Annotated in this window: 12 protein-coding genes, 2 tRNA genes and 3 rRNA genes; 2 read left to right on the top strand and 15 right to left on the bottom strand. The window is 44.1% G+C overall.

All coding sequences use genetic code 11. The features are described 5' to 3' along the window. Positions 1-4 precede the first annotated feature (4 nt). From K6V30_RS22710 to K6V30_RS22765, 12 genes are all read right to left on the bottom strand, one after another. Positions 5-1,324: a DUF4784 domain-containing protein gene (locus tag K6V30_RS22710; RefSeq protein ID WP_010539069.1), complete on the bottom strand. Its 1,320-nt coding sequence runs from the start codon at positions 1,322-1,324 to the stop codon at positions 5-7. A 204-nt stretch (positions 1,325-1,528) separates the two neighbouring features. Next, positions 1,529-2,590 carry a 3-isopropylmalate dehydrogenase gene (gene leuB / locus K6V30_RS22715; RefSeq protein WP_010539070.1) on the bottom strand — a complete coding sequence of 354 codons (1,062 nt, stop codon included), beginning with the start codon at positions 2,588-2,590 and terminating at the stop codon, positions 1,529-1,531. Positions 2,591-2,651: 61 nt separating this feature from the next. Beyond that, a complete protein-coding gene (locus tag K6V30_RS22720) occupies positions 2,652-4,196 on the bottom strand; it encodes an alpha-isopropylmalate synthase regulatory domain-containing protein (RefSeq protein ID WP_010539071.1) in 1,545 nt (514 codons plus the stop codon). After that, the gene (gene leuD, locus K6V30_RS22725; RefSeq protein ID WP_010539072.1) at positions 4,172-4,771 is read right to left on the bottom strand and encodes a 3-isopropylmalate dehydratase small subunit; all 600 of its coding nucleotides are present in this window, start codon (positions 4,769-4,771) and stop codon (positions 4,172-4,174) included. Before leuD ends, K6V30_RS22720 begins: the two co-directional genes overlap by 25 nt. A 25-nt stretch (positions 4,772-4,796) precedes the next feature. After that, entirely contained in the window at positions 4,797-6,191 is a 1,395-nt protein-coding gene (leuC, locus tag K6V30_RS22730; protein WP_010539073.1) for a 3-isopropylmalate dehydratase large subunit, read from the bottom strand. Between the two features lie 76 nt (positions 6,192-6,267). Continuing rightward, positions 6,268-7,764, bottom strand: a complete 1,497-nt coding sequence (locus tag K6V30_RS22735; protein WP_010539074.1) for a 2-isopropylmalate synthase — start codon at positions 7,762-7,764, stop codon at positions 6,268-6,270. A 396-nt stretch (positions 7,765-8,160) separates the two neighbouring features. After that, positions 8,161-8,403, bottom strand: coding sequence for a hypothetical protein (locus K6V30_RS22740; protein ID WP_010539075.1), 243 nt, complete (start codon positions 8,401-8,403; stop codon positions 8,161-8,163). 123 nt (positions 8,404-8,526) lie between these two features. Continuing rightward, a 5S ribosomal RNA gene (gene rrf / locus K6V30_RS22745) occupies positions 8,527-8,637 on the bottom strand. Positions 8,638-8,756: 119 nt separating this feature from the next. Next, positions 8,757-11,636, bottom strand: a 23S ribosomal RNA gene (locus tag K6V30_RS22750). Positions 11,637-11,803: 167 nt separating this feature from the next. Beyond that, a tRNA-Ala gene (locus K6V30_RS22755) sits at positions 11,804-11,880 on the bottom strand. A 78-nt stretch (positions 11,881-11,958) separates the two neighbouring features. Then, a tRNA-Ile gene (locus K6V30_RS22760) sits at positions 11,959-12,032 on the bottom strand. Positions 12,033-12,195: 163 nt separating this feature from the next. After that, positions 12,196-13,724: ribosomal RNA gene (locus K6V30_RS22765) — 16S ribosomal RNA — on the bottom strand. The 16S, 23S and 5S rRNA genes sit together here with 2 tRNA genes alongside, the layout of an rRNA operon. Positions 13,725-15,245: 1,521 nt before the next feature. Here K6V30_RS22765 and K6V30_RS22770 point away from each other — a divergent pair. Both K6V30_RS22770 and K6V30_RS22775 read left to right on the top strand, forming a co-directional pair. After that, positions 15,246-15,542 (top strand): MerR family transcriptional regulator, encoded by a 297-nt coding sequence (locus K6V30_RS22770; RefSeq protein ID WP_070612321.1) that lies wholly within the window; start codon positions 15,246-15,248, stop codon positions 15,540-15,542. A gap of 5 nt (positions 15,543-15,547) precedes the next feature. Then, positions 15,548-15,877, top strand: a complete 330-nt coding sequence (locus K6V30_RS22775; RefSeq protein WP_070612323.1) for a hypothetical protein — start codon at positions 15,548-15,550, stop codon at positions 15,875-15,877. A gap of 389 nt (positions 15,878-16,266) precedes the next feature. Here the strand turns inward: K6V30_RS22775 and K6V30_RS22780 are convergent, their stop codons facing one another. The 3 genes from K6V30_RS22780 to K6V30_RS22790 form a co-directional block, all read right to left on the bottom strand. Next, positions 16,267-16,701 (bottom strand): radical SAM family protein, encoded by a 435-nt coding sequence (locus K6V30_RS22780; RefSeq protein ID WP_210401107.1) that lies wholly within the window; start codon positions 16,699-16,701, stop codon positions 16,267-16,269. A 323-nt stretch (positions 16,702-17,024) separates the two neighbouring features. Next, the gene (locus K6V30_RS22785) at positions 17,025-18,314 is read right to left on the bottom strand and encodes a DUF3945 domain-containing protein (RefSeq protein ID WP_070612325.1); all 1,290 of its coding nucleotides are present in this window, start codon (positions 18,312-18,314) and stop codon (positions 17,025-17,027) included. Positions 18,315-18,535: 221 nt separating this feature from the next. Continuing rightward, the gene (locus K6V30_RS22790) at positions 18,536-18,766 is read right to left on the bottom strand and encodes a DUF1896 family protein (RefSeq protein ID WP_083312268.1); all 231 of its coding nucleotides are present in this window, start codon (positions 18,764-18,766) and stop codon (positions 18,536-18,538) included. Positions 18,767-19,103: the final 337 nt, after the last annotated feature.

Below are 19,103 nucleotides of genomic sequence, written 5' to 3' on the forward strand. Positions count from 1 at the left end.
AATCTTATCGGGCTAATACGATTTCTGAATAAGGAAATCCGCCCCCTGGATATAATGACTCCCAGCTACCTTTTAGTAAATCATATACATAAATCAGCCTTCCATTCCGACTACCATCAAACAATACATAAAGTTCTTGTTTCTTAAAATCTTCCGAAACAAGTGTGGCTACTGAACACGCAGCATTAGAGAATGTGGTGAAAGGTTCGTCCAGCGTCTTTGTAGCCGGGTTCCATAACCTAAATTCTGTTCCATCTCCCTCCTCTGCCGTCGCACCATTTCTCTTCGATACGATATATCCGCCAACACGTGTATATTTAGCCGTTCCCATACCTTCTACAGGCTTAACTATCCAAAAAGGGATCAATGCCACAGCCTGTATCGGCTCGCCAACATATATACTTTTCTCTTCCATATTTTGTCCGTTCAAGACTACTGGTGAAAAAGTTCCATCGCCATTATCAGCCGAACAGAGTATATTTCCATCACTCATTTGTATACAGGGATAACGTGACAATACTTCAGCCTTCATTCCTTCGGGCAGCAGAAAACCATAATCAGGTTTCTCCGGTATATACATTCTGGTATAGGGCATCACATTAACTGTTTTAACAAATAAACGGTCTCCACCTTGATATACCCCAAATACAGAGTTACCGGTCGCTATCCCCATTGTTACAAGCTGATCAGCTCCCGTTTTTTCCCAATAGTTCATAGAAAGATCATAAAGCCCAGTCGTACGACGATTATCCTGCGTCCATACTCCACTAAGACTCCAGCTTCCGGGAAGGTTGACTACACAAGAGAAGTCTTGATTGTCTGCAAGTCGTACTATCTCTACTGTCTGTGGCTTTTCAAGATTGATGTATTCGATAGCATAAGGACGGTCAGTATTGGAACGAGAATTAATGATACCATAAAGCTGAAAATCTTTGGGTGCCTGTCCATCCGCCACTGAAATCTTTCCTAAAGACATCATTTGACCGGAGCGGCATAACAAGATTTCCGTTGTAGAAGCAGGCCAGTGTCCGGGAGCCAGAAAAGTAATGCTCGTAGCCGTCTTTTCCGTTATAACACCCCGTCCCCCTTTAGCATATCCTTCATGCAGCACTTCATCTTGAAGCGGCCAGCGGATATCGAACATGATTTCATCATTGTCCTGGAATCCTTTCGCCATTATCGTTACCTTTTCACCAGGCTTGAATACTGTTCCCGAAGCAGGCATTACAACATTGGTCACTAAAATCGGTTGTTCATCCTTGTCATCAGAGCTACACGCTGCAAGCAGCAAACCCAACAGTAAGAATAGATAATTTTTTGTCATAGCATTTGTGTATTAATCTGTGCAAATATACTGTTTTTCATTAGCAAATATCTTACTCTTTTACTTTTTAACAGTCCGACTAGTTTTTTCTCCCAACGGACTCATTTTATTCAGTAAAAAAACAAAGAAACGAAATGAACAAAAAAGAGGCTGAACTCCGTTTTAAGAATCCAGCCTCCATATATCTTGTTCAGAATGATCTGTTTAAGCCTTCTTAATATAGTCAACAATCCACTGTCCTACTTCCTTTGTACCGTATTTGGCACCATCAGCTACTTGGATTTCCGGTGTACGCACGTTTTCATCCAGTGATGCATCAACCGCCTTACGAATCAGCGCACCTTCTTCCTTGCAATCGAAATATTCAAACAACATAGCTACAGACAGAATCTGTGCCAACGGGTTCGCAATATTCAAGCCCTTCGCCTGTGGCCATGAACCATGAATCGGTTCGAATACCGGAGTACTTTCACCAGTAGAAGCTGAAGGAAGCAATCCCATAGAGCCGCTGATAACAGAACCTTCGTCAGTCAGAATATCACCGAATGTATTTTCAGTCACCATCACGTCAAAGAAAGCAGGTTCCTGGATCATCTTCATTGCAGCATTATCCACAAACATATAGTCAGTAGTCACTTCCGGATAGTTCGGAGCCATTTCCTGTGCAATCTGACGCCACAGACGGGAAGAAGCCAAAACGTTTGCCTTATCCACCACAGTCAAGTGTTTTCTGCGCTTCATTGCATATTCAAAAGCAACTTTCAGAATACGTTCAATTTCCGGACGAGTGTAGTAGTTAGTATCGTATGCCTTATCATTATCCTGATATTTCTCACCGAAATACATACCTCCGGTCAACTCACGGATACAGATAAAATCTGCATTTTCAACAAGTTCTGCACGCAACGGAGATTTATGGATCAGACATTTGAATGTCTGTACCGGACGAATATTGGCAAACAATCCTAATTTCTTACGCATTGCCAGCAATCCCTGTTCAGGGCGCACTTTTGCAGTAGGATCATTGTCAAACTTCGGATCGCCTACGGCTGAAAACAAAACAGCATCTGCATTCTTGCAAACCTGATATGTTTCTTCCGGGAACGGATCACCCACTTTATCAATCGCATCTGCACCGCAGATCGCATATTCGTAACTTACTTTATGACCAAATTTCTCGCAAACGGCACTCATTACATCTACACCTTGTACCGAAATCTCGGGTCCGATGCCGTCGCCTGCTAATACAGCAATCTTAAAATCCATAATCGTCAATTCTATCTATTTATATACTTATAAAAACATTCTTCGGGCAAGTAACTTCCACTTACTCTTTCTCATATTCATCTTCAATGAGGTTCAGCATCTTCATTGTAGCTTTGATAGCTGCCTCAGTCTGGTCGGCATCCAGTCCGCGGGTACGGAACACTTGTTCGTCATAACTCCAAGTGATGACTGTCTGCACAAATGCATCCGTACGTCCACCGGGAGGGATCGTTACCGCGTAATTCGTCAACATCGGGAACTTGCGTCCCAATGTCACCTTATATATCTTACGCAATGCACGTACAAAAGCGTCATATTGTCCATCGCCACCCGAGCTTTCCTCGTACTCCTTGCCGTTGATTTCTATTTTCAAAGTAGCCATCGGTTTCAGTCCATGAGCCAGATTTACAAAATAACTCTTTAACTTGACCTTCTCACCTACTGCTCCATGCTTCAACACATCAGAAACAATGTATGGCAAATCTTCCTGAGTGACTAGTTCTTTCTTGTCTCCCAGTTCGATAATGCGCTCCGTTACTTTACGCATTGCATCTTCGTCCAGCTCCAATCCGAGGTCTTCAAGGTTCTTGCGGATATTTGCTTTGCCACTCGTTTTCCCTAACGCATATTCGCGTTTACGTCCAAAACGTTCGGGAAGCAAGTCATTGCAATACAGATTATTCTTGTTATCGCCATCGGCATGCACTCCTGCTACCTGTGTAAATACATTCTCACCGACAATCGGCTTATTGGCAGGAATTACAATACCCGAATACGATTCTACTACCCGGCTGACATCGTTCAAGCGACTTTCATCAATATTGGTTATAGCATTGAAATGATCTTTCAGAATAGCCTGAACACTCGCAAGAGGTGCATTACCCGCCCGTTCGCCCAGTCCGTTTATAGTAGTGTGAAGTCCTTTAACGCCACTCAGCACAGCAGCCAACACGTTGCTCACAGCCAGATCATAATCATTGTGCGCATGGAAGTCAAAATGTGTATCTGGATACCGTTTCTTCATCTTCCGCATATACTCTATCACTTGCAGCGGATTCAGGATTCCCAGTGTATCGGGCAGCATATAGCGTTTGATACTCGTTTCCTTCAAGCCATCCATCAACTGAAACACATAGTCGGGAGAATCCTTCATTCCATTGCTCCAGTCTTCCAGATATACGTTCACGTTGATATCCTGCTCGTCAGCATAGTGTACTACGTTGACGATATCCGCGATGTGTTGTTCCGGAGTTTTTTTAAGTTGCTGCGTACAATGCTTCAGCGAACCTTTACAAAGGAGATTGATTACGCGGCAGCCGGTATGTTGTATCCAGTCCACCGAAGTCTGACCGTCAACAAACCCCAGCACTTCCACCTTGTGAAGCAGATTGCGGCGGGCTGCCCAGTCGCAAATCATCTTCACGGCTTCAAACTCACCGTCCGACACACGCGCTGACGCAACCTCTACCCGGTCTACTTTTAAGTCTTCTAACAGTAAACGGGCAATCATTAGTTTCTCATGAGGCACAAAAGACACTCCGCTGGTCTGTTCACCGTCACGGAGCGTTGTGTCCATGATCTCTATTTTGACGCCTTGTTTTCCCATTCTTCTATTTTATTTTTATTGCTTAGCAAAAAGTCGATGTCGTCCAATCCGTTCATCAGACAAAGTTTCTTATAAGCATTGATTTCAAAATGTTCACTCTTGCCTGTTGCTTTGTTAGTGATGGTCTGTTCCGGAAGATTCACTTCCACCTCCATCTTCGGATTGGCAGCAATAGAGTCAAAAAGCTCCTGCAAGAATTCTTCTGTAACAACTACCGGAAGAACGAAGTTGTTCAACTCATTATTCTTATGAATATCGGCAAAGAAACTTGATACCACTACACGGAAACCATAACCGGCAATTGCCCAGGCTGCATGCTCGCGGCTGGAACCCGAACCGAAATTCTTTCCTGCCACCAATACTTGCCCGCTGTAAGTGGGATCATTCAACACAAAGTCCTTGTTCAAAGAACCGTCAGCATTATAACGCCAGTCACGAAACAGGTTATCACCAAAAAACTTTTCTTCACGAGTGGTCGCTTTCAGAAAACGTGCCGGAATAATCTGGTCAGTATCTACATTTTCTAAAGGAAGGGGTACACAAGTACTTGTTATTATATTAAATTTTGTCTTCATTTCATTTTCAATTATCAATTATCCATTAAATAAGTTCCCGCGGATCGGTTATCACTCCTGTCACCGCAGCGGCAGCAGCAACCAGCGGACTGGCCAGCAATGTGCGCGCTCCCGGACCCTGACGACCTTCAAAGTTACGGTTGCTAGTCGATACAGAGTACTTTCCGGCAGGAATCTTATCGTCATTCATCGCCAGACAAGCTGAACATCCCGGCTGACGGATTGCAAATCCTGCCTCAGTCAATATCTTGTCAATTCCTTCCTTACGAATCTGCGCATCTACCATCCATGATCCCGGAACCAGCCATGCGATTACATTATCCGCTTTTTTGCGTCCCTTCACGAGAGAAGCAAATGCACGGAAATCCTCAATGCGACCATTAGTACAAGCACCTAAGAATACATAATCAATCTTTTTGCCCAGCAATGATTCACCCGGCTGGAATCCCATATATTCCATCGATTTATTGAAAGAAACCTGTGCAGCTTCTCCCATCCCTTCCGTAGTAGGAATGTTTTGCGTAATTCCCATTCCCATTCCCGGATTAGTTCCATAGGTAATCATCGGTTCGATATCTGTCGCATCAAAACGAACCTCCTTATCGAATACGGCATCATCATCGCTCTTCAGTGTCTTCCAGTATTCTATAGCCTGATCCCATGCCTCCCCTTTCGGAGCATTTTCACGACCTTTGATATATTCGAAAGTCACTTCATCCGGAGCAACCATTCCACCACGTGCTCCCATTTCAATAGAAAGGTTACAAAGAGTAAGACGTCCTTCCATAGTCAGATTGCGGATTGCCGAACCTGCATATTCCACAAAGTAACCGGTAGCACCGCTGGTAGTCATCTTAGACATCATGTACAGGGCAATGTCTTTCGCTGTCACGCCCTTACCCAGTTCACCATCTACAGTAATGCGCATTGTTTTCGGTCTTGACTGAAGGATACATTGTGAAGCCAGCACCATTTCCACTTCACTGGTACCAATACCGAAGGCGATTGCCCCCATTGCCCCATGAGTGGAAGTATGCGAGTCGCCGCAAACGATCGTCATGCCCGGTAATGTCAACGCACGTTCCGGACCTACCACATGGATAATTCCATTTTTAGGATGCATCATACCGAAATGTGTCAGACCGAAGTCTTTTGCATTCTTCGTCAGCGTATCCACCTGAGTTTTGGAGATCGGATCTTCAATCGGTTTATCCTGATCATGTGTCGGAGTATTATGGTCGGGCATGCAGAACACCTTTTCCGGGCGCAATACCTTGATTCCACGCTCACGCAATCCGGCAAAAGCCTGCGGGCTGGTCACTTCATGACAATATAAACGATCAATATAAAGTTGTGTCGGGCCATCTTCCACCGTAGTCACCACGTGGGCATCCCATATCTTATCAAATAATGTATTCATCTGTTATCTATATTTTTACTATGTATGATTTATAATTAATGCGAGTTACGTATTTCAGTACCACTTTCTTTATTCCTTACGCCTTGAATTTGTTAATACAGTCGATATAAGCTTCTACTGATGCAGCAATAATATCCGTATTTGCTCCGAAGCCATAATATATCTGATTATCGTATTCCACCTGCATGTGAACCTTACCTACATCATCACTTCCCTTGCTGATTGCCTGAATAGTGAACTCTTTCAATGTCATGTGACGGTCTACAATCTTCTTCAGTGCCTTAATAGCAGCATCCACCGGACCATTGCCACTTGCACAGGCTTCAAACTTCTCACCGGAAATATTCAGTCCCAGACTGGCAACCGAACGGACGCCAACACCGCTTGTCACCTGCAAGTATTCTAACTTAATACGGTGATTCTGGCTACGGTCTGCTCCTGCCAATACCAGCACATCATCATCATTGATGTCTTTTTTCTTATCAGCCAACTTCAGGAACTCTTCATATACCTTGTCCAACTTCTCCTGATCCAGGTTCACTCCCAAGATCGAAAGGCGATTCTTCAATGCCGCACGTCCGCTACGGGCAGTCAGTACGATCGAGTTATCATCAATACCTACATCATGCGGATCGATAATCTCATAAGTCTGCACATTCTTCAATACGCCGTCCTGGTGAATACCCGAAGAATGAGCAAAAGCATTACGGCCTACGATCGCTTTATTCGGCTGAACAGGCATATTCATTAAGCTCGATACCATACGGCTGGTCGGGTAAATCTTCTGTGTATTGATATTTGTCTGAATATCAATTTCGTGATGACTCTTGATAATCATCGCGATTTCTTCGAGAGCAGTATTTCCCGCACGTTCGCCGATACCATTGATTGTCACCTCTACCTGACGTGCCCCATTCAAAACACCCGCTATTGTATTAGCTGTTGCCATTCCCAAATCGTTATGACAGTGGGTAGAAATGATTGCGTTATCGATGCCATCTACATGGTCAATCAAATATTTAATCTTAGCACCATATTCTGAAGGCAGACAATAGCCTGTCGTATCCGGTATATTCACCACCGTAGCTCCTGCTTTAATAACCGCTTCTACCACACGTGCCAGATATTCATTGTCCGTACGCCCTGCATCCTCTGCATAAAACTCCACATCATCCACAAAACGACGTGCATACTTCACTGCTGCTACCGCACGTTCAATAATCTCTTCCCGATTGGAATTGAATTTATATTTAATATGAGAATCAGAAGTACCGATACCTGTATGGATACGTTTATGCTTGGCAAATCTCAATGCATCTACTGCTACATCGATATCCTTCTGAACCGCACGGGTCAACGCACAAATAGTAGGCCAAGTCACCGCTTTTGAAATTTCAATCACTGAATTAAAATCTCCCGGGCTGGAGATAGGGAAGCCGGCTTCAATTACATCCACTCCCAAAGATTCGAGCGCCTTCGCTACCTGAATCTTCTCCACTGTGTTCAACTGACATCCCGGAACCTGTTCACCATCCCGAAGGGTGGTATCAAAAATAAATAACCTATTGTCCATCTTCTATCATTTTATGTTATTATTAGCTCAAAAAAAAACCTTTCGCACTTGGAAGTGAGAAAGGCTTTCGTATATTTTCAGTATACACAGTTACGCGCAGCACTCACTTCCACTAACCTTTGATAGTAGAATAATAATACCGCATAGTAGAATATGTATAAACATCTGATTCATTTTTTGTCTCTTTTATAGTTTGACGGTGCAAAGGTATGGATTATTTCTATACTACCAAATAATACGTTACTTTTTTATCGAAAATAATTTCATTTCATAAGTTAAAGTCGGTTATTAGCAAAAAAGTATCACTAATTAAGCACTGCATTTCGTCAAACAGAAAAAGGGGGTATAGTGCAGACACACCATACCCCCTTTAATTTATCGTTCTAAATCAATAGATTACTTCTTATCACAGCATTCTTTCTTTTCTGCGCAATCAGCTTTCTTATCGCAAGCAGTAGCACAAGAGTCTTTAGCCTGGCAGCAAGAGTCAGTTGCTTCAACAGCAACAGCTTCTACAGTTTCAACTGTTGCTTCTTCACCTTCAGAAGCGGCAGCATTATTAGTTTTGTTACCAGAACAAGAAATCACAGCGAAAGAAAATGTTACTGCTACAGCAGCCAAAAAAAGTTTTGTTTTCATACCTTTTAATTTGCTTTAAACGTTTAATAAAATAATTGTCGCCGGCAAATATAGCACTTTTTTCCTAAACCGCCAAAACACAGAAATCCCCGCCAGTCAATAAAGACTGGCGGGGACTCTTTAAAACGGCGGCTACCTACTCTCCCACTGTTACGCAGTACCATCGGCGTGACGAGGCTTAACTTCTCTGTTCGGAATGGGAAGAGGTGGAACCCTCGTGCTATAACCACCTGAATGAATTCAATAAGGTTATGACATGATGAAAAGTAAAATTCAAGTAAGATATCAAAAATCCAATTTAATGAACTTGCTGATACGATCGCTAAACGTATATATCCAATCCGTACAAAGCCGGAAGAAAGTGGACGGGCAATTAGTAATGCTCGGCTTTGATGTTACCACCTTTACACCTGCATCCTATCAACGTCATCGTCTTTAACGACCCTAAGAAATCTAATCTTGTGGCTGGCTTCGTACTTAGATGCTTTCAGCACTTATCCAATCCCGACTTAGATACCCAGCAATGCACCTGGCGGCACAACTGGTAAACCAGCGGTCAGTCCAACACGGTCCTCTCGTACTAGTGTCAGAGCCACGCAAATTTCATACGCCCACGATAGATAGAGACCGAACTGTCTCACGACGTTCTGAACCCAGCTCGCGTGCCACTTTAATGGGCGAACAGCCCAACCCTTGGGACCTTCTCCAGCCCCAGGATGTGACGAGCCGACATCGAGGTGCCAAACCCCTCCGTCGATATGAGCTCTTGGGAGGGATCAGCCTGTTATCCCCGGAGTACCTTTTATCCTTTGAGCGATGTCCCTTCCATACGGAAACACCGGATCACTATGCTCTAGTTTCCTACCTGATCGACTTGTAAGTCTCCCAGTCAAGCGCCCTTATGCCATTACACTCTGCGGACGGTTACCAATCGTCCTGAGGGCACCTTTAGAAGCCTCCGTTACTATTTTGGAGGCGACCACCCCAGTCAAACTACCCACCAAACAGTGTCCTCGTATCAACGAGTTAGAACTCAAATAATCAAAGGGCCGTATTTCAACAGCGACTCCACACAAACTGGCGTCTGCGCTTCAAAGTCTCCGGCCTATCCTACACATCAATTACCCAAATTCAATGTTAAGCTATAGTAAAGGTTCACGGGGTCTTTTCGTCCCATCGCGGGTAATCGGCATCTTCACCGATACTACAATTTCACTGAGCTCACGGTTGAGACAGTGTCCAGATCATTACACCATTCGTGCAGGTCGGAACTTACCCGACAAGGAATTTCGCTACCTTAGGACCGTTATAGTTACGGCCGCCGTTTACTGGGGCTTCAATTCAATGCTTCTCTTGCGATGACATCTCCTCTTAACCTTCCAGCACCGGGCAGGTGTCAGGCTGTATACATTATCTTTCAATTTCGCACAGCCCTGTGTTTTTGTTAAACAGTTGCCTGGACCTATTCTCTGCGCCCAACTCTCGTTGGGACCCTTTATCCCGAAGTTACAGGGTCAATTTGCCTAGTTCCTTAACCGTGAATCACTCAAGCGCCTTAGTATATTCAACCCGACTACGTGTGTCCGTTTGCGGTACGGGTACCTTAAGGATTAAGTTTAGCGGATTTTCTTGGGAGTATGATTACACGCACTATTGGATTGTTCCGAAGAACGCTCCATACTATCAGGTTCGACTCTTATCCCGGATTTGCCTGGGATAATCAACATCTACACCCTTCAACGGACTATTCCGTCAGTCCGCGGCGCTGTCACGCCTCCGTCTCCACGTCACTCCTTAAGGTAGTACAGGAATATTAACCTGTTCTGCCATCGGCCTCACCGTTCGGCTGAGCCTTAGGACCCGACTAACCCTGATCCGATTAGCGTTGATCAGGAAACCTTAGTCTTTCGGCGAGGGGGTTTCTCACCCCCTTTATCGTTACTTATACCTACATTTGCTTTTCCACACGCTCCAGCAAAGCTCACGCTTCACCTTCGACGCTGAGTGGAATGCTCCCCTACCGATCCTTACGGATCCCATAGCTTCGGTAAAACACTTGATGCCCGATTATTATCCACGCCAAACTCCTCGACTAGTGAGCTGTTACGCACTCTTTAAATGAATGGCTGCTTCCAAGCCAACATCCTAGCTGTCTTAGCAATCTGACTTCGTTAGTTCAACTTAGTGTTTATTTCGGGACCTTAGCTGATGGTCTGGATTCTTCTCCTTTAGGACATGGACCTTAGCACCCATGCCCTCACTCCTGTGATAGAACTAATGCGCATTCGGAGTTTATCAAGACTTGATAGGCGGTGAAGCCCTCGCATCTTATCAGTCGCTCTACCTCACATTAGTAACTCACAAGGCTGCACCTAAATGCATTTCGGGGAGTACGAGCTATCTCCAAGTTTGATTAGCCTTTCACCCCCACCCTCAGTTCATCCGGAAGCTTTTCAACGCTTATCGGTTCGGTCCTCCAGTTAGTGTTACCTAACCTTCAACCTGACCAAGGGTAGATCACTTGGTTTCGCGTCTACTCCTTCCGACTCGACGCCCTGTTCAGACTCGCTTTCGCTTCGGCTGCGCATCTCAAGATGCTTAACCTTGCCGGAAAAAGTAACTCGTAGGTTCATTATGCAAAAGGCACGCCGTCACTGCTTACGCAGCTCCGACCGCTTGTAGGCGCACGGTTTCAGGGACTATTTCACTCTTCTGTTCGAAGTGCTTTTCACCTTTCCTTCACAGTACTGGTTCGCTATCGGTCTCTCGGGAGTATTTAGCCTTACCGGATGGTCCCGGCAGATTCACGCAAGATTTCTCGTGTCCCGCGCTACTCAGGATACCACTACGCTTAATCTGACTTCATATACAGGACTATCACCGTCTATGGTTCCACTTTCCAGAGGATTCTATTCATCAGATGTCTTGCGATATCGTGGTCCTACAACCCCACACATGCCGTAACATGGGTGGTTTGGGCTATTCCCCGTTCGCTCGCCACTACTAGGGGAATCATTATTATTTTCTTTTCCTACAGGTACTAAGATGTTTCAGTTCCCTGCGTTAGCCTCCATCAAAGATGGATGACATTCCTTCAGAATGCCGGGTTGTCCCATTCGGAAATCTCTGGATCAAAGGTTATTTGCACCTACCCAGAGCTTATCGCAGCTTATCACGTCCTTCATCGCCTCCGAGAGCCAAGGCATCCGCCATGCGCCCTTGCTTACTTTCTTTCAAACTTACTTAACCGATGATGGAGAATGGAATTTCGAAAATGCTTCTGCATTCTCAACAGCCATGTACCATATCTGTTACGTACGGTTCGATATATACTTTTAGCTCTTTACTAAATTTTACTTTTTGTACATCATGTCAAAGATCGTTTCTCTATGTTCAGAGATGGTGGAGAATAACGGATTCGAACCGTTGACCCTCTGCGTGCAAGGCAGATGCTCTAGCCAGCTGAGCTAATCCCCCGAAGATAAAGAAGAATGAACAAGGACGCAGGAAAAGGATATATGCCGATCACTGCAGTTTTCATTTTCTTTCTCGAAGTAGTCCCAGGCAGAGTTGAACTGCCGACCTCTACATTATCAGTGTAGCGCTCTAACCAACTGAGCTATAGGACTAGTTCAACCTTGTCTACCTGATATGTTAGACTCGGCTTCTTTATTTCTCTTGTTTATCTCTATCTATACTTCTATAGATGGTTGATCTATATGTTATAAATAAACAAGTACCAGTAGTACAATTATAGAACCGATGAAAGTCATTGTAACGGCATCACTCCAGAAAGGAGGTGTTCCAGCCGCACCTTCCGGTACGGCTACCTTGTTACGACTTAGCCCCAATTACCAGTTTTACCCTAGGACGCTCCTTGCGGTTACGTACTTCAGGTACCCCCGGCTTTCATGGCTTGACGGGCGGTGTGTACAAGGCCCGGGAACGTATTCACCGCGCCATGGCTGATGCGCGATTACTAGCGAATCCAGCTTCACGAAGTCGGGTTGCAGACTTCGATCCGAACTGAGAGAGGCTTTTGGGATTAGCATCCTGTCACCAGGTAGCGGCCTTCTGTACCCCCCATTGTAACACGTGTGTAGCCCCGGACGTAAGGGCCGTGCTGATTTGACGTCATCCCCACCTTCCTCACATCTTACGACGGCAGTCTCTCCAGAGTCCTCAGCATGACCTGTTAGTAACTGAAGATAAGGGTTGCGCTCGTTATGGCACTTAAGCCGACACCTCACGGCACGAGCTGACGACAACCATGCAGCACCTTCACATTTGTCTTACGACTAACCAATTTCTTGATTATTCAAATGCAATTTAAGCCCGGGTAAGGTTCCTCGCGTATCATCGAATTAAACCACATGTTCCTCCGCTTGTGCGGGCCCCCGTCAATTCCTTTGAGTTTCACCGTTGCCGGCGTACTCCCCAGGTGGAATACTTAATGCTTTCGCTTGGCCGCTTACTGTATATCGCAAACAGCGAGTATTCATCGTTTACTGTGTGGACTACCAGGGTATCTAATCCTGTTTGATACCCACACTTTCGAGCATCAGTGTCAGTTGCAGTCCAGTGAGCTGCCTTCGCAATCGGAGTTCTTCGTGATATCTAAGCATTTCACCGCTACACCACGAATTCCGCCCACCTCTACTGTACTCAAGACAGCCAGTATCAACTGCAATTTTACGGTTGAGCCGCAAACTTTCACAACTGACTTAACTGTCCACCTACGCTCCCTTTAAACCCAATAAATCCGGATAACGCTCGGATCCTCCGTATTACCGCGGCTGCTGGCACGGAGTTAGCCGATCCTTATTCATATGGTACATACAAAAATCCACACGTGGACCACTTTATTCCCATATAAAAGAAGTTTACAACCCATAGGGCAGTCATCCTTCACGCTACTTGGCTGGTTCAGACTCTCGTCCATTGACCAATATTCCTCACTGCTGCCTCCCGTAGGAGTTTGGACCGTGTCTCAGTTCCAATGTGGGGGACCTTCCTCTCAGAACCCCTATCCATCGAAGGTTTGGTGGGCCATTACCCCACCAACTGCCTAATGGAACGCATCCCCATCGATAACCGAAATTCTTTAATAATCAAACCATGCGGTTCTATTATGCCATCGGGTATTAATCTTTCTTTCGAAAGGCTATCCCCGAGTTATCGGCAGGTTGGATACGTGTTACTCACCCGTGCGCCGGTCGCCATCTCCAGTTTGCAAGCAAACTGGAATGCTGCCCCTCGACTTGCATGTGTTAAGCCTGTAGCTAGCGTTCATCCTGAGCCAGGATCAAACTCTTCATTGTAAAAGTATTGTTATCATTCCTATGAAAGAATGGTATTTGCTCTGTTCAGGATGCCGTACAATTTATTGACTTCATTAATACCTGTCATCAGATACATACTGCTATGTATCCAACAAGCATTGACGGTTCTATTTTTTCTTGTACTACTTGTATTGTTTATCAATATTTCAAAGAACTTGGTTGCTTTCGTTTCAAAAGCGGGTGCAAAGGTAAGGGGTTTTATTTTAATTGCCAAACGTTTTCGGAAGTTTTTTTTTAATTTTTCTTTTTATATCGTTTCTCAGGCTCTCTTGCGAAAGGGAAAGAAGGTAAAGAAGAAAAACAAACCGCGTTTCTTTGCGAATCGGACTGCAAAGATAAGAACTTTATTCAATAACATCCAAAACTTTCCGGAAGTTTTTTTGTTCTTATTTTAAGCTGCCGTACGCTTTTACACTAAGTCAACTTATCAAGGCTTTCTTCTCTTGGAAAGCGGGTGCAAAAGTAGTAGCTTTCAGTTTATGCTCCAAACTTATCGGACTGTTTTTTTGAATTATTTTTGGATATCCATGCTAAGGGGCTGATTCAGAAGGATGTTGTAGAACATAAATTTATCGGGGATGGCAGAAAGGGGGGAAAGGGATACACCTTATTATATTCACACACGCGGATGCGGGCGCGAAGGGAACAGATTTCAACAGGAAGGAAGGGAAGGATAGCGGTGAGTCATTCATGAAGACAGTATGGATGGACTAAAAGCGGAGAAGAAACTCTCATGGAAAAGGGTTTTTCTATTGTCACTTGTCACTTTTCAAGTCAAACTGTTATTTATCAGTGGGTTAAGAGTGACAATAAGGTGATAATAGAGGTGATAACAGGGTGACAATAGGAAAAGCATGTGAGGGTATTGTCACTTTTTGGGGAACAGATTATCGCAGACAGACAAGGGACGTTCATGGGAAAGTGGCGGCTGAAAGGAAAAGAAGTAACTCCGAAAGTATACTGATAGCGATAAAGAAATACGGGGATGCAGGCAAGGGATTAGTTTCATGCGGGGAAAACAAAGGTTTCATATAGGAGAAACTCTAGTTTCAAGCATTGGAAACAATAGTTTCATACCTTGAAACCAAAAGTTTCATATAGGGAAACAATATATTTTGATGTAACTCTCTGAAAATAAATTAAATATAGAGAGTTTAAAAGATGCAGGTAACGATTTGGATATGGAAGTCCTGCTTCGGGTTACACTGCTTTGCATAGTTTCAAATAACTCATGTACAAATGTAGGCAATATTTGGAATATAGCAAAATATACTGCTATTTATTTTTGTATAAATCTGATTATTAATATATTAAGAATTTAAGGTGTAATTTATTGATGCCTATTTATTATTGGATAGCCGGGAATAGTATCTCCTGGCTATTTTTTGTCCCAAATTGGCGTTTTCTGTCTTTTTTTGGCGGTTGCTCAACGGTTGAGTAACCAACGACCTTATAATATCTCCGTAATATTGCATCATAAACAATAAAAATAAGGTCATTATGAATAACAGAAGAACTGCACCGGGTGGACATACAACCCACATGCTTAGTGCCATCCTCGCCAAAGTAACCAACATTGAAAAGTTATTGGCTCCTGCCGTACATAATTTGCCTGACAGTGAGATACTGGATTCAAAAGGCGTGCGCCTGCTCACCAAGATGTCGGACAGGACACTTTTAAGACGACGCAATGACGGGACACTCCCCTTTCACAGAGACAAGGGGAAGATATATTACCGCCGTTCAGATGTACTCCGTGCCATGCTGCTGGAAAAAGAAGAACACTCTAAAAAATAAGCGTTATGAAGAAGATGATTAAAATTGAAAGCGGTTCTTTCGCTGCACTCGTGAGAAGTTATAAGAAGTCGTTGAACATGTTTGCCGTCCTGCAACATATCTGCCAGGAAAATGACGTGGCGCTTTCCATGCTGCCCGATGAAGTCTGCGAACTGATAAATCTCGATCCGGCAGAGATTGAGAAACAGCGTTTGAGCGGAAGGCTACGTTTTGCAGAAGAAGAGAACGGGACAAAGCATTATTCGATTGTGGACATTATCAACCTGAAAGACTCGATTGACAGGAAGGTAATCAACAGGCAGGTGGAAAGCTTTTCCTTCGAGGAAGAGGAATGATGTGATTTGCGGCTGACAGACAAGGGTACGGCCGGCAAGGTCGGATTTATCCGGGCGCCGGCCGTGCCTTTGTCCGTTCCTAAAAAGCGGCTCTTTGCTGTAACCTGCGGAAGTGGAGCTTGCGTAGCTTCCGGGGGTTACAGCAATGTGCCGTGGGAAACATACCTATATTAAGGTTATCTTTTGCTGAGATTGCAACAATCAAGGGGATTCGGATTTATTTTGTTTTTCCAGTATTCGTAATGTTCCGTCACATCTTCACAAACAGTCAACTGCTTAAATCCGCTGATTTGTCCGAGGTATTTAATCTTCAGTTCAAGCGGCAGGTGCTGATAACCACTTTGTTTGAAAGTATATTCTGAATAGTCAATATTGAACCATTGTTTTATTCAGGTATTCACTCGTAGAAATTCTACTAATATTTTGTCACATTTGATTGTATTCAATTTCTTGAAATCTATGTATTGCGGAATAAAAGGTGATAATCTTAAAGATACGTCAAAATTACATTGCTGTAATTTTTCAAGCGCATTTATTCTTTGTGACGGCACGCAGGCCCTTTCATATGTCCGTGACAGGTCATCGTCCATCGTTGTTATGGATATTTGGATATGTGCAAGTTTTTTATCCATTAATCTGATATATTTATCATCCGCCACCATTGATGACTTGGTGACTATCAGATAGCCGATACCTTGTTTGTTCAGTTCTTTTATAGCCTCATAGGTTATATGACAGCGGCTTTCAATGGGCTGGAAACAATCGGTCATACCTCCAAGCCTGACAATGGAATCGGATGGAATTTTACGGATAACTTTTAACACCTTGTCAATATCTGAGACTGCCGGATGTTCCGCATCTCATAGTTTGCGAAAATTCAACAAGGATTTTGCATAGCAATAGGAACAATCATGATAACAGCCTTTCCCATAAAGGTCTAAACGTGTCGGATAATTACATTTTTCTCCTTCATTTCCTCCGACTGATTTATAAAAGGATTTATATTCGGAATACCCCGGAGAAGGTTGGGTATTCTTTTGTTTTTTCAATTCCATAATTATTAAGTTATTAGATGATACATTAAATATATACCCGACATCCATAACGACAATCGGGTATATAATAGAGTAAGCCGGTTCCCTGTCGGCTATGCGACAGAAAAACTATTTTTCTTGCCTTTAGGCTTGAAGGCAGTAGCATGCCGGGGTGTCTGCCTGGTCTCTTGTTGTTTGCCCTTTTTCGGTTCATCCAACTTCGGTTTGTATTCACGGGCATTGCGTCCTATCAGCAGTTGGTTGCTCTTGTTGCTGAAACGTACATCATCGGAAAATACCCTGCCTTTGTAGCGCATATTCTCAACGAACACCATTTCATGGTTCTGGAGCATCTTCTTTTGCTCAGGCGTGATTTTGGCACCCATGATAGTGTCGTTGACCTTCAGTTGTTCACCAGACTGCTTGAATGCGATGTCCATTATTCTCGGATCGACGAAAGCAACCCCGGAAAGCAGCGTATCGTTTTTGCGCTGTATGTCGTTGATGGAAAGCCGGCCTCCTGACGCAAGGATTTGCTTCTGTTTGTCATCCAGCCTTTTCCCGTAGATATAATCGGGTATCTTGATGGCATCCACGGGCATGGTAATGATACGGTTGCTCGGTTCATGGAAAGATACATAACAGTTACAGACGGTTCCTGTATGGGTATCCTTCATCTCCTTGATTGCCCCCAAAGTTCCGGTGTCTTTAAGCGACTGCTTTTCCTCGTCCGTGAACACTCCTTTATAGGCAGGCAGGTCGTACTGCGGTTTGTCAAGCCTGCTTAAAGTTTTCAGTTGCACCTTGCCGTCCTCCCCTTTGACGCAGAGGAAACAGGCTTCCCCCATATCCTTCTTTTCACCGTTCACTTCCTTACTGATGGGGAAAGCCATAGAGGTAATTCTTCCTTTTAGCATCTCACCCATACAGTGGTTATCAAACAAGAGTTGCTTGTCAACTCCCAATGCGGCAAGTTCTTTCCACGGGAGCTGGTGTTCATCGAACTTATACCGGCGGGCAAGTTTGGCGATACGTCCTTCATCGTTGAGTTCGCTGTTCTCCACCAGTTTTTTGTCTTCCACTCCGGGGTCTTCCCCTTTTCGGATCTGAACTACGGCATTCAGCGTCTTGTCCAATAAGGCGAGAGGTATCAGGAAGAAACTGAAACTTGTGGGATTTTCGTACTGGTTCTTGAAATTGGTGAAGAACAGTTCCAGCGGTGAGGTACGGTCCAGTTTGAGGAAGCTGCTGCTGTTCTTCTTGTCGGGTGGCACGATTTCGAGACTGCCGTCCTGCTCGTTCATTTTGGAAACGACTGCGGTTTTGTTCGTTCGCTTGTCAAGGATGGCCATTACATGCTCGTCCTGACTCTGTTCTTGTTGTTCTTGCTTTTTCTTAGCCATAAAATCAATAATTTAAGTGATACAATAATTAATCAATACCGGGTAAACTTTAGCCCGTCGGTGCGAATGTATGATATTAAAAGACAAATTGATGCATATTTGTAAAGGTCAGGAATGGTTGGCGGTATCTAGCGGGAAATGGCGTGTGTGTTGGAAATGAGAAGAGGTTGTGTCCGAATTATCTCTATGGGATATTTCCCCAAAACGACCTTGATGGGTATCTATACTTTCAGGCAGAAAAAGGTGCGCTGACGTAGCTCCACTTTGGGTAACCATTCCGAGACGACTTCAAAGACAGTATCAGGTTTGGAGAAACGCATGTCTTGATAAAGAACGGCGTTTGCCAGCTCCAATATTTGTGCAACGGGAAAACCACCCCGTATCATACACTCGTAAGTATTAATCGTATCGTCAGCACGTACCGTTATCAAAAACTTGTCGCCCACCAATATGGGGTGGTTATCATTTTAAAAAAGGAAGAGAACTGTCACAAAATGTGGCAGTTCTCTTATATTGTTTCTTTTCTTGCTCATACGTGCACTTTGTTTAATAAGTTGGGAATGAATGATTAAAAAGATGTATCTGATTGGCTTCATGCGAATCGGGTATATTGTATGGATAACAGTTTGCAGATTAGTCAATGGAAAGTTTGCTCTCGCTAAATCTCATTTTGCATGAGCCCAGGTGGCGAGCTGTTTCTCCTTCCTCTCGATAAGTTGTGGTTTGCACTTGTGGTCGTCTTTAACAATAAGCAGGTTGCTGCTTTTGTTGTTTAAACGGACGTCATCG

This window comes from Bacteroides faecis, from assembly GCF_020091505.1.
GTDB lineage: Bacteria > Bacteroidota > Bacteroidia > Bacteroidales > Bacteroidaceae > Bacteroides > Bacteroides faecis.

What these genes read in the sequence shown, in the direction of transcription:
- leuC (WP_010539073.1), bottom strand. Translation starts at nt 6,191, where the DNA reads ATGAATACATTATTTGATAAGATATGGGATGCCCACGTGGTGACTACG.
- K6V30_RS22785 (WP_070612325.1), bottom strand. Translation starts at nt 18,314, where the DNA reads ATGGCTAAGAAAAAGCAAGAACAACAAGAACAGAGTCAGGACGAGCAT.
- K6V30_RS22720 (WP_010539071.1), bottom strand. Translation starts at nt 4,196, where the DNA reads ATGGGAAAACAAGGCGTCAAAATAGAGATCATGGACACAACGCTCCGT.
- K6V30_RS22770 (WP_070612321.1), top strand. Translation starts at nt 15,246, where the DNA reads ATGAATAACAGAAGAACTGCACCGGGTGGACATACAACCCACATGCTT.
- K6V30_RS22735 (WP_010539074.1), bottom strand. Translation starts at nt 7,764, where the DNA reads ATGGACAATAGGTTATTTATTTTTGATACCACCCTTCGGGATGGTGAA.
- K6V30_RS22775 (WP_070612323.1), top strand. Translation starts at nt 15,548, where the DNA reads ATGAAGAAGATGATTAAAATTGAAAGCGGTTCTTTCGCTGCACTCGTG.
- leuB (WP_010539070.1), bottom strand. Translation starts at nt 2,590, where the DNA reads ATGGATTTTAAGATTGCTGTATTAGCAGGCGACGGCATCGGACCCGAG.
- K6V30_RS22710 (WP_010539069.1), bottom strand. Translation starts at nt 1,324, where the DNA reads ATGACAAAAAATTATCTATTCTTACTGTTGGGTTTGCTGCTTGCAGCG.
- K6V30_RS22740 (WP_010539075.1), bottom strand. Translation starts at nt 8,403, where the DNA reads ATGAAAACAAAACTTTTTTTGGCTGCTGTAGCAGTAACATTTTCTTTC.
- leuD (WP_010539072.1), bottom strand. Translation starts at nt 4,771, where the DNA reads ATGAAGACAAAATTTAATATAATAACAAGTACTTGTGTACCCCTTCCT.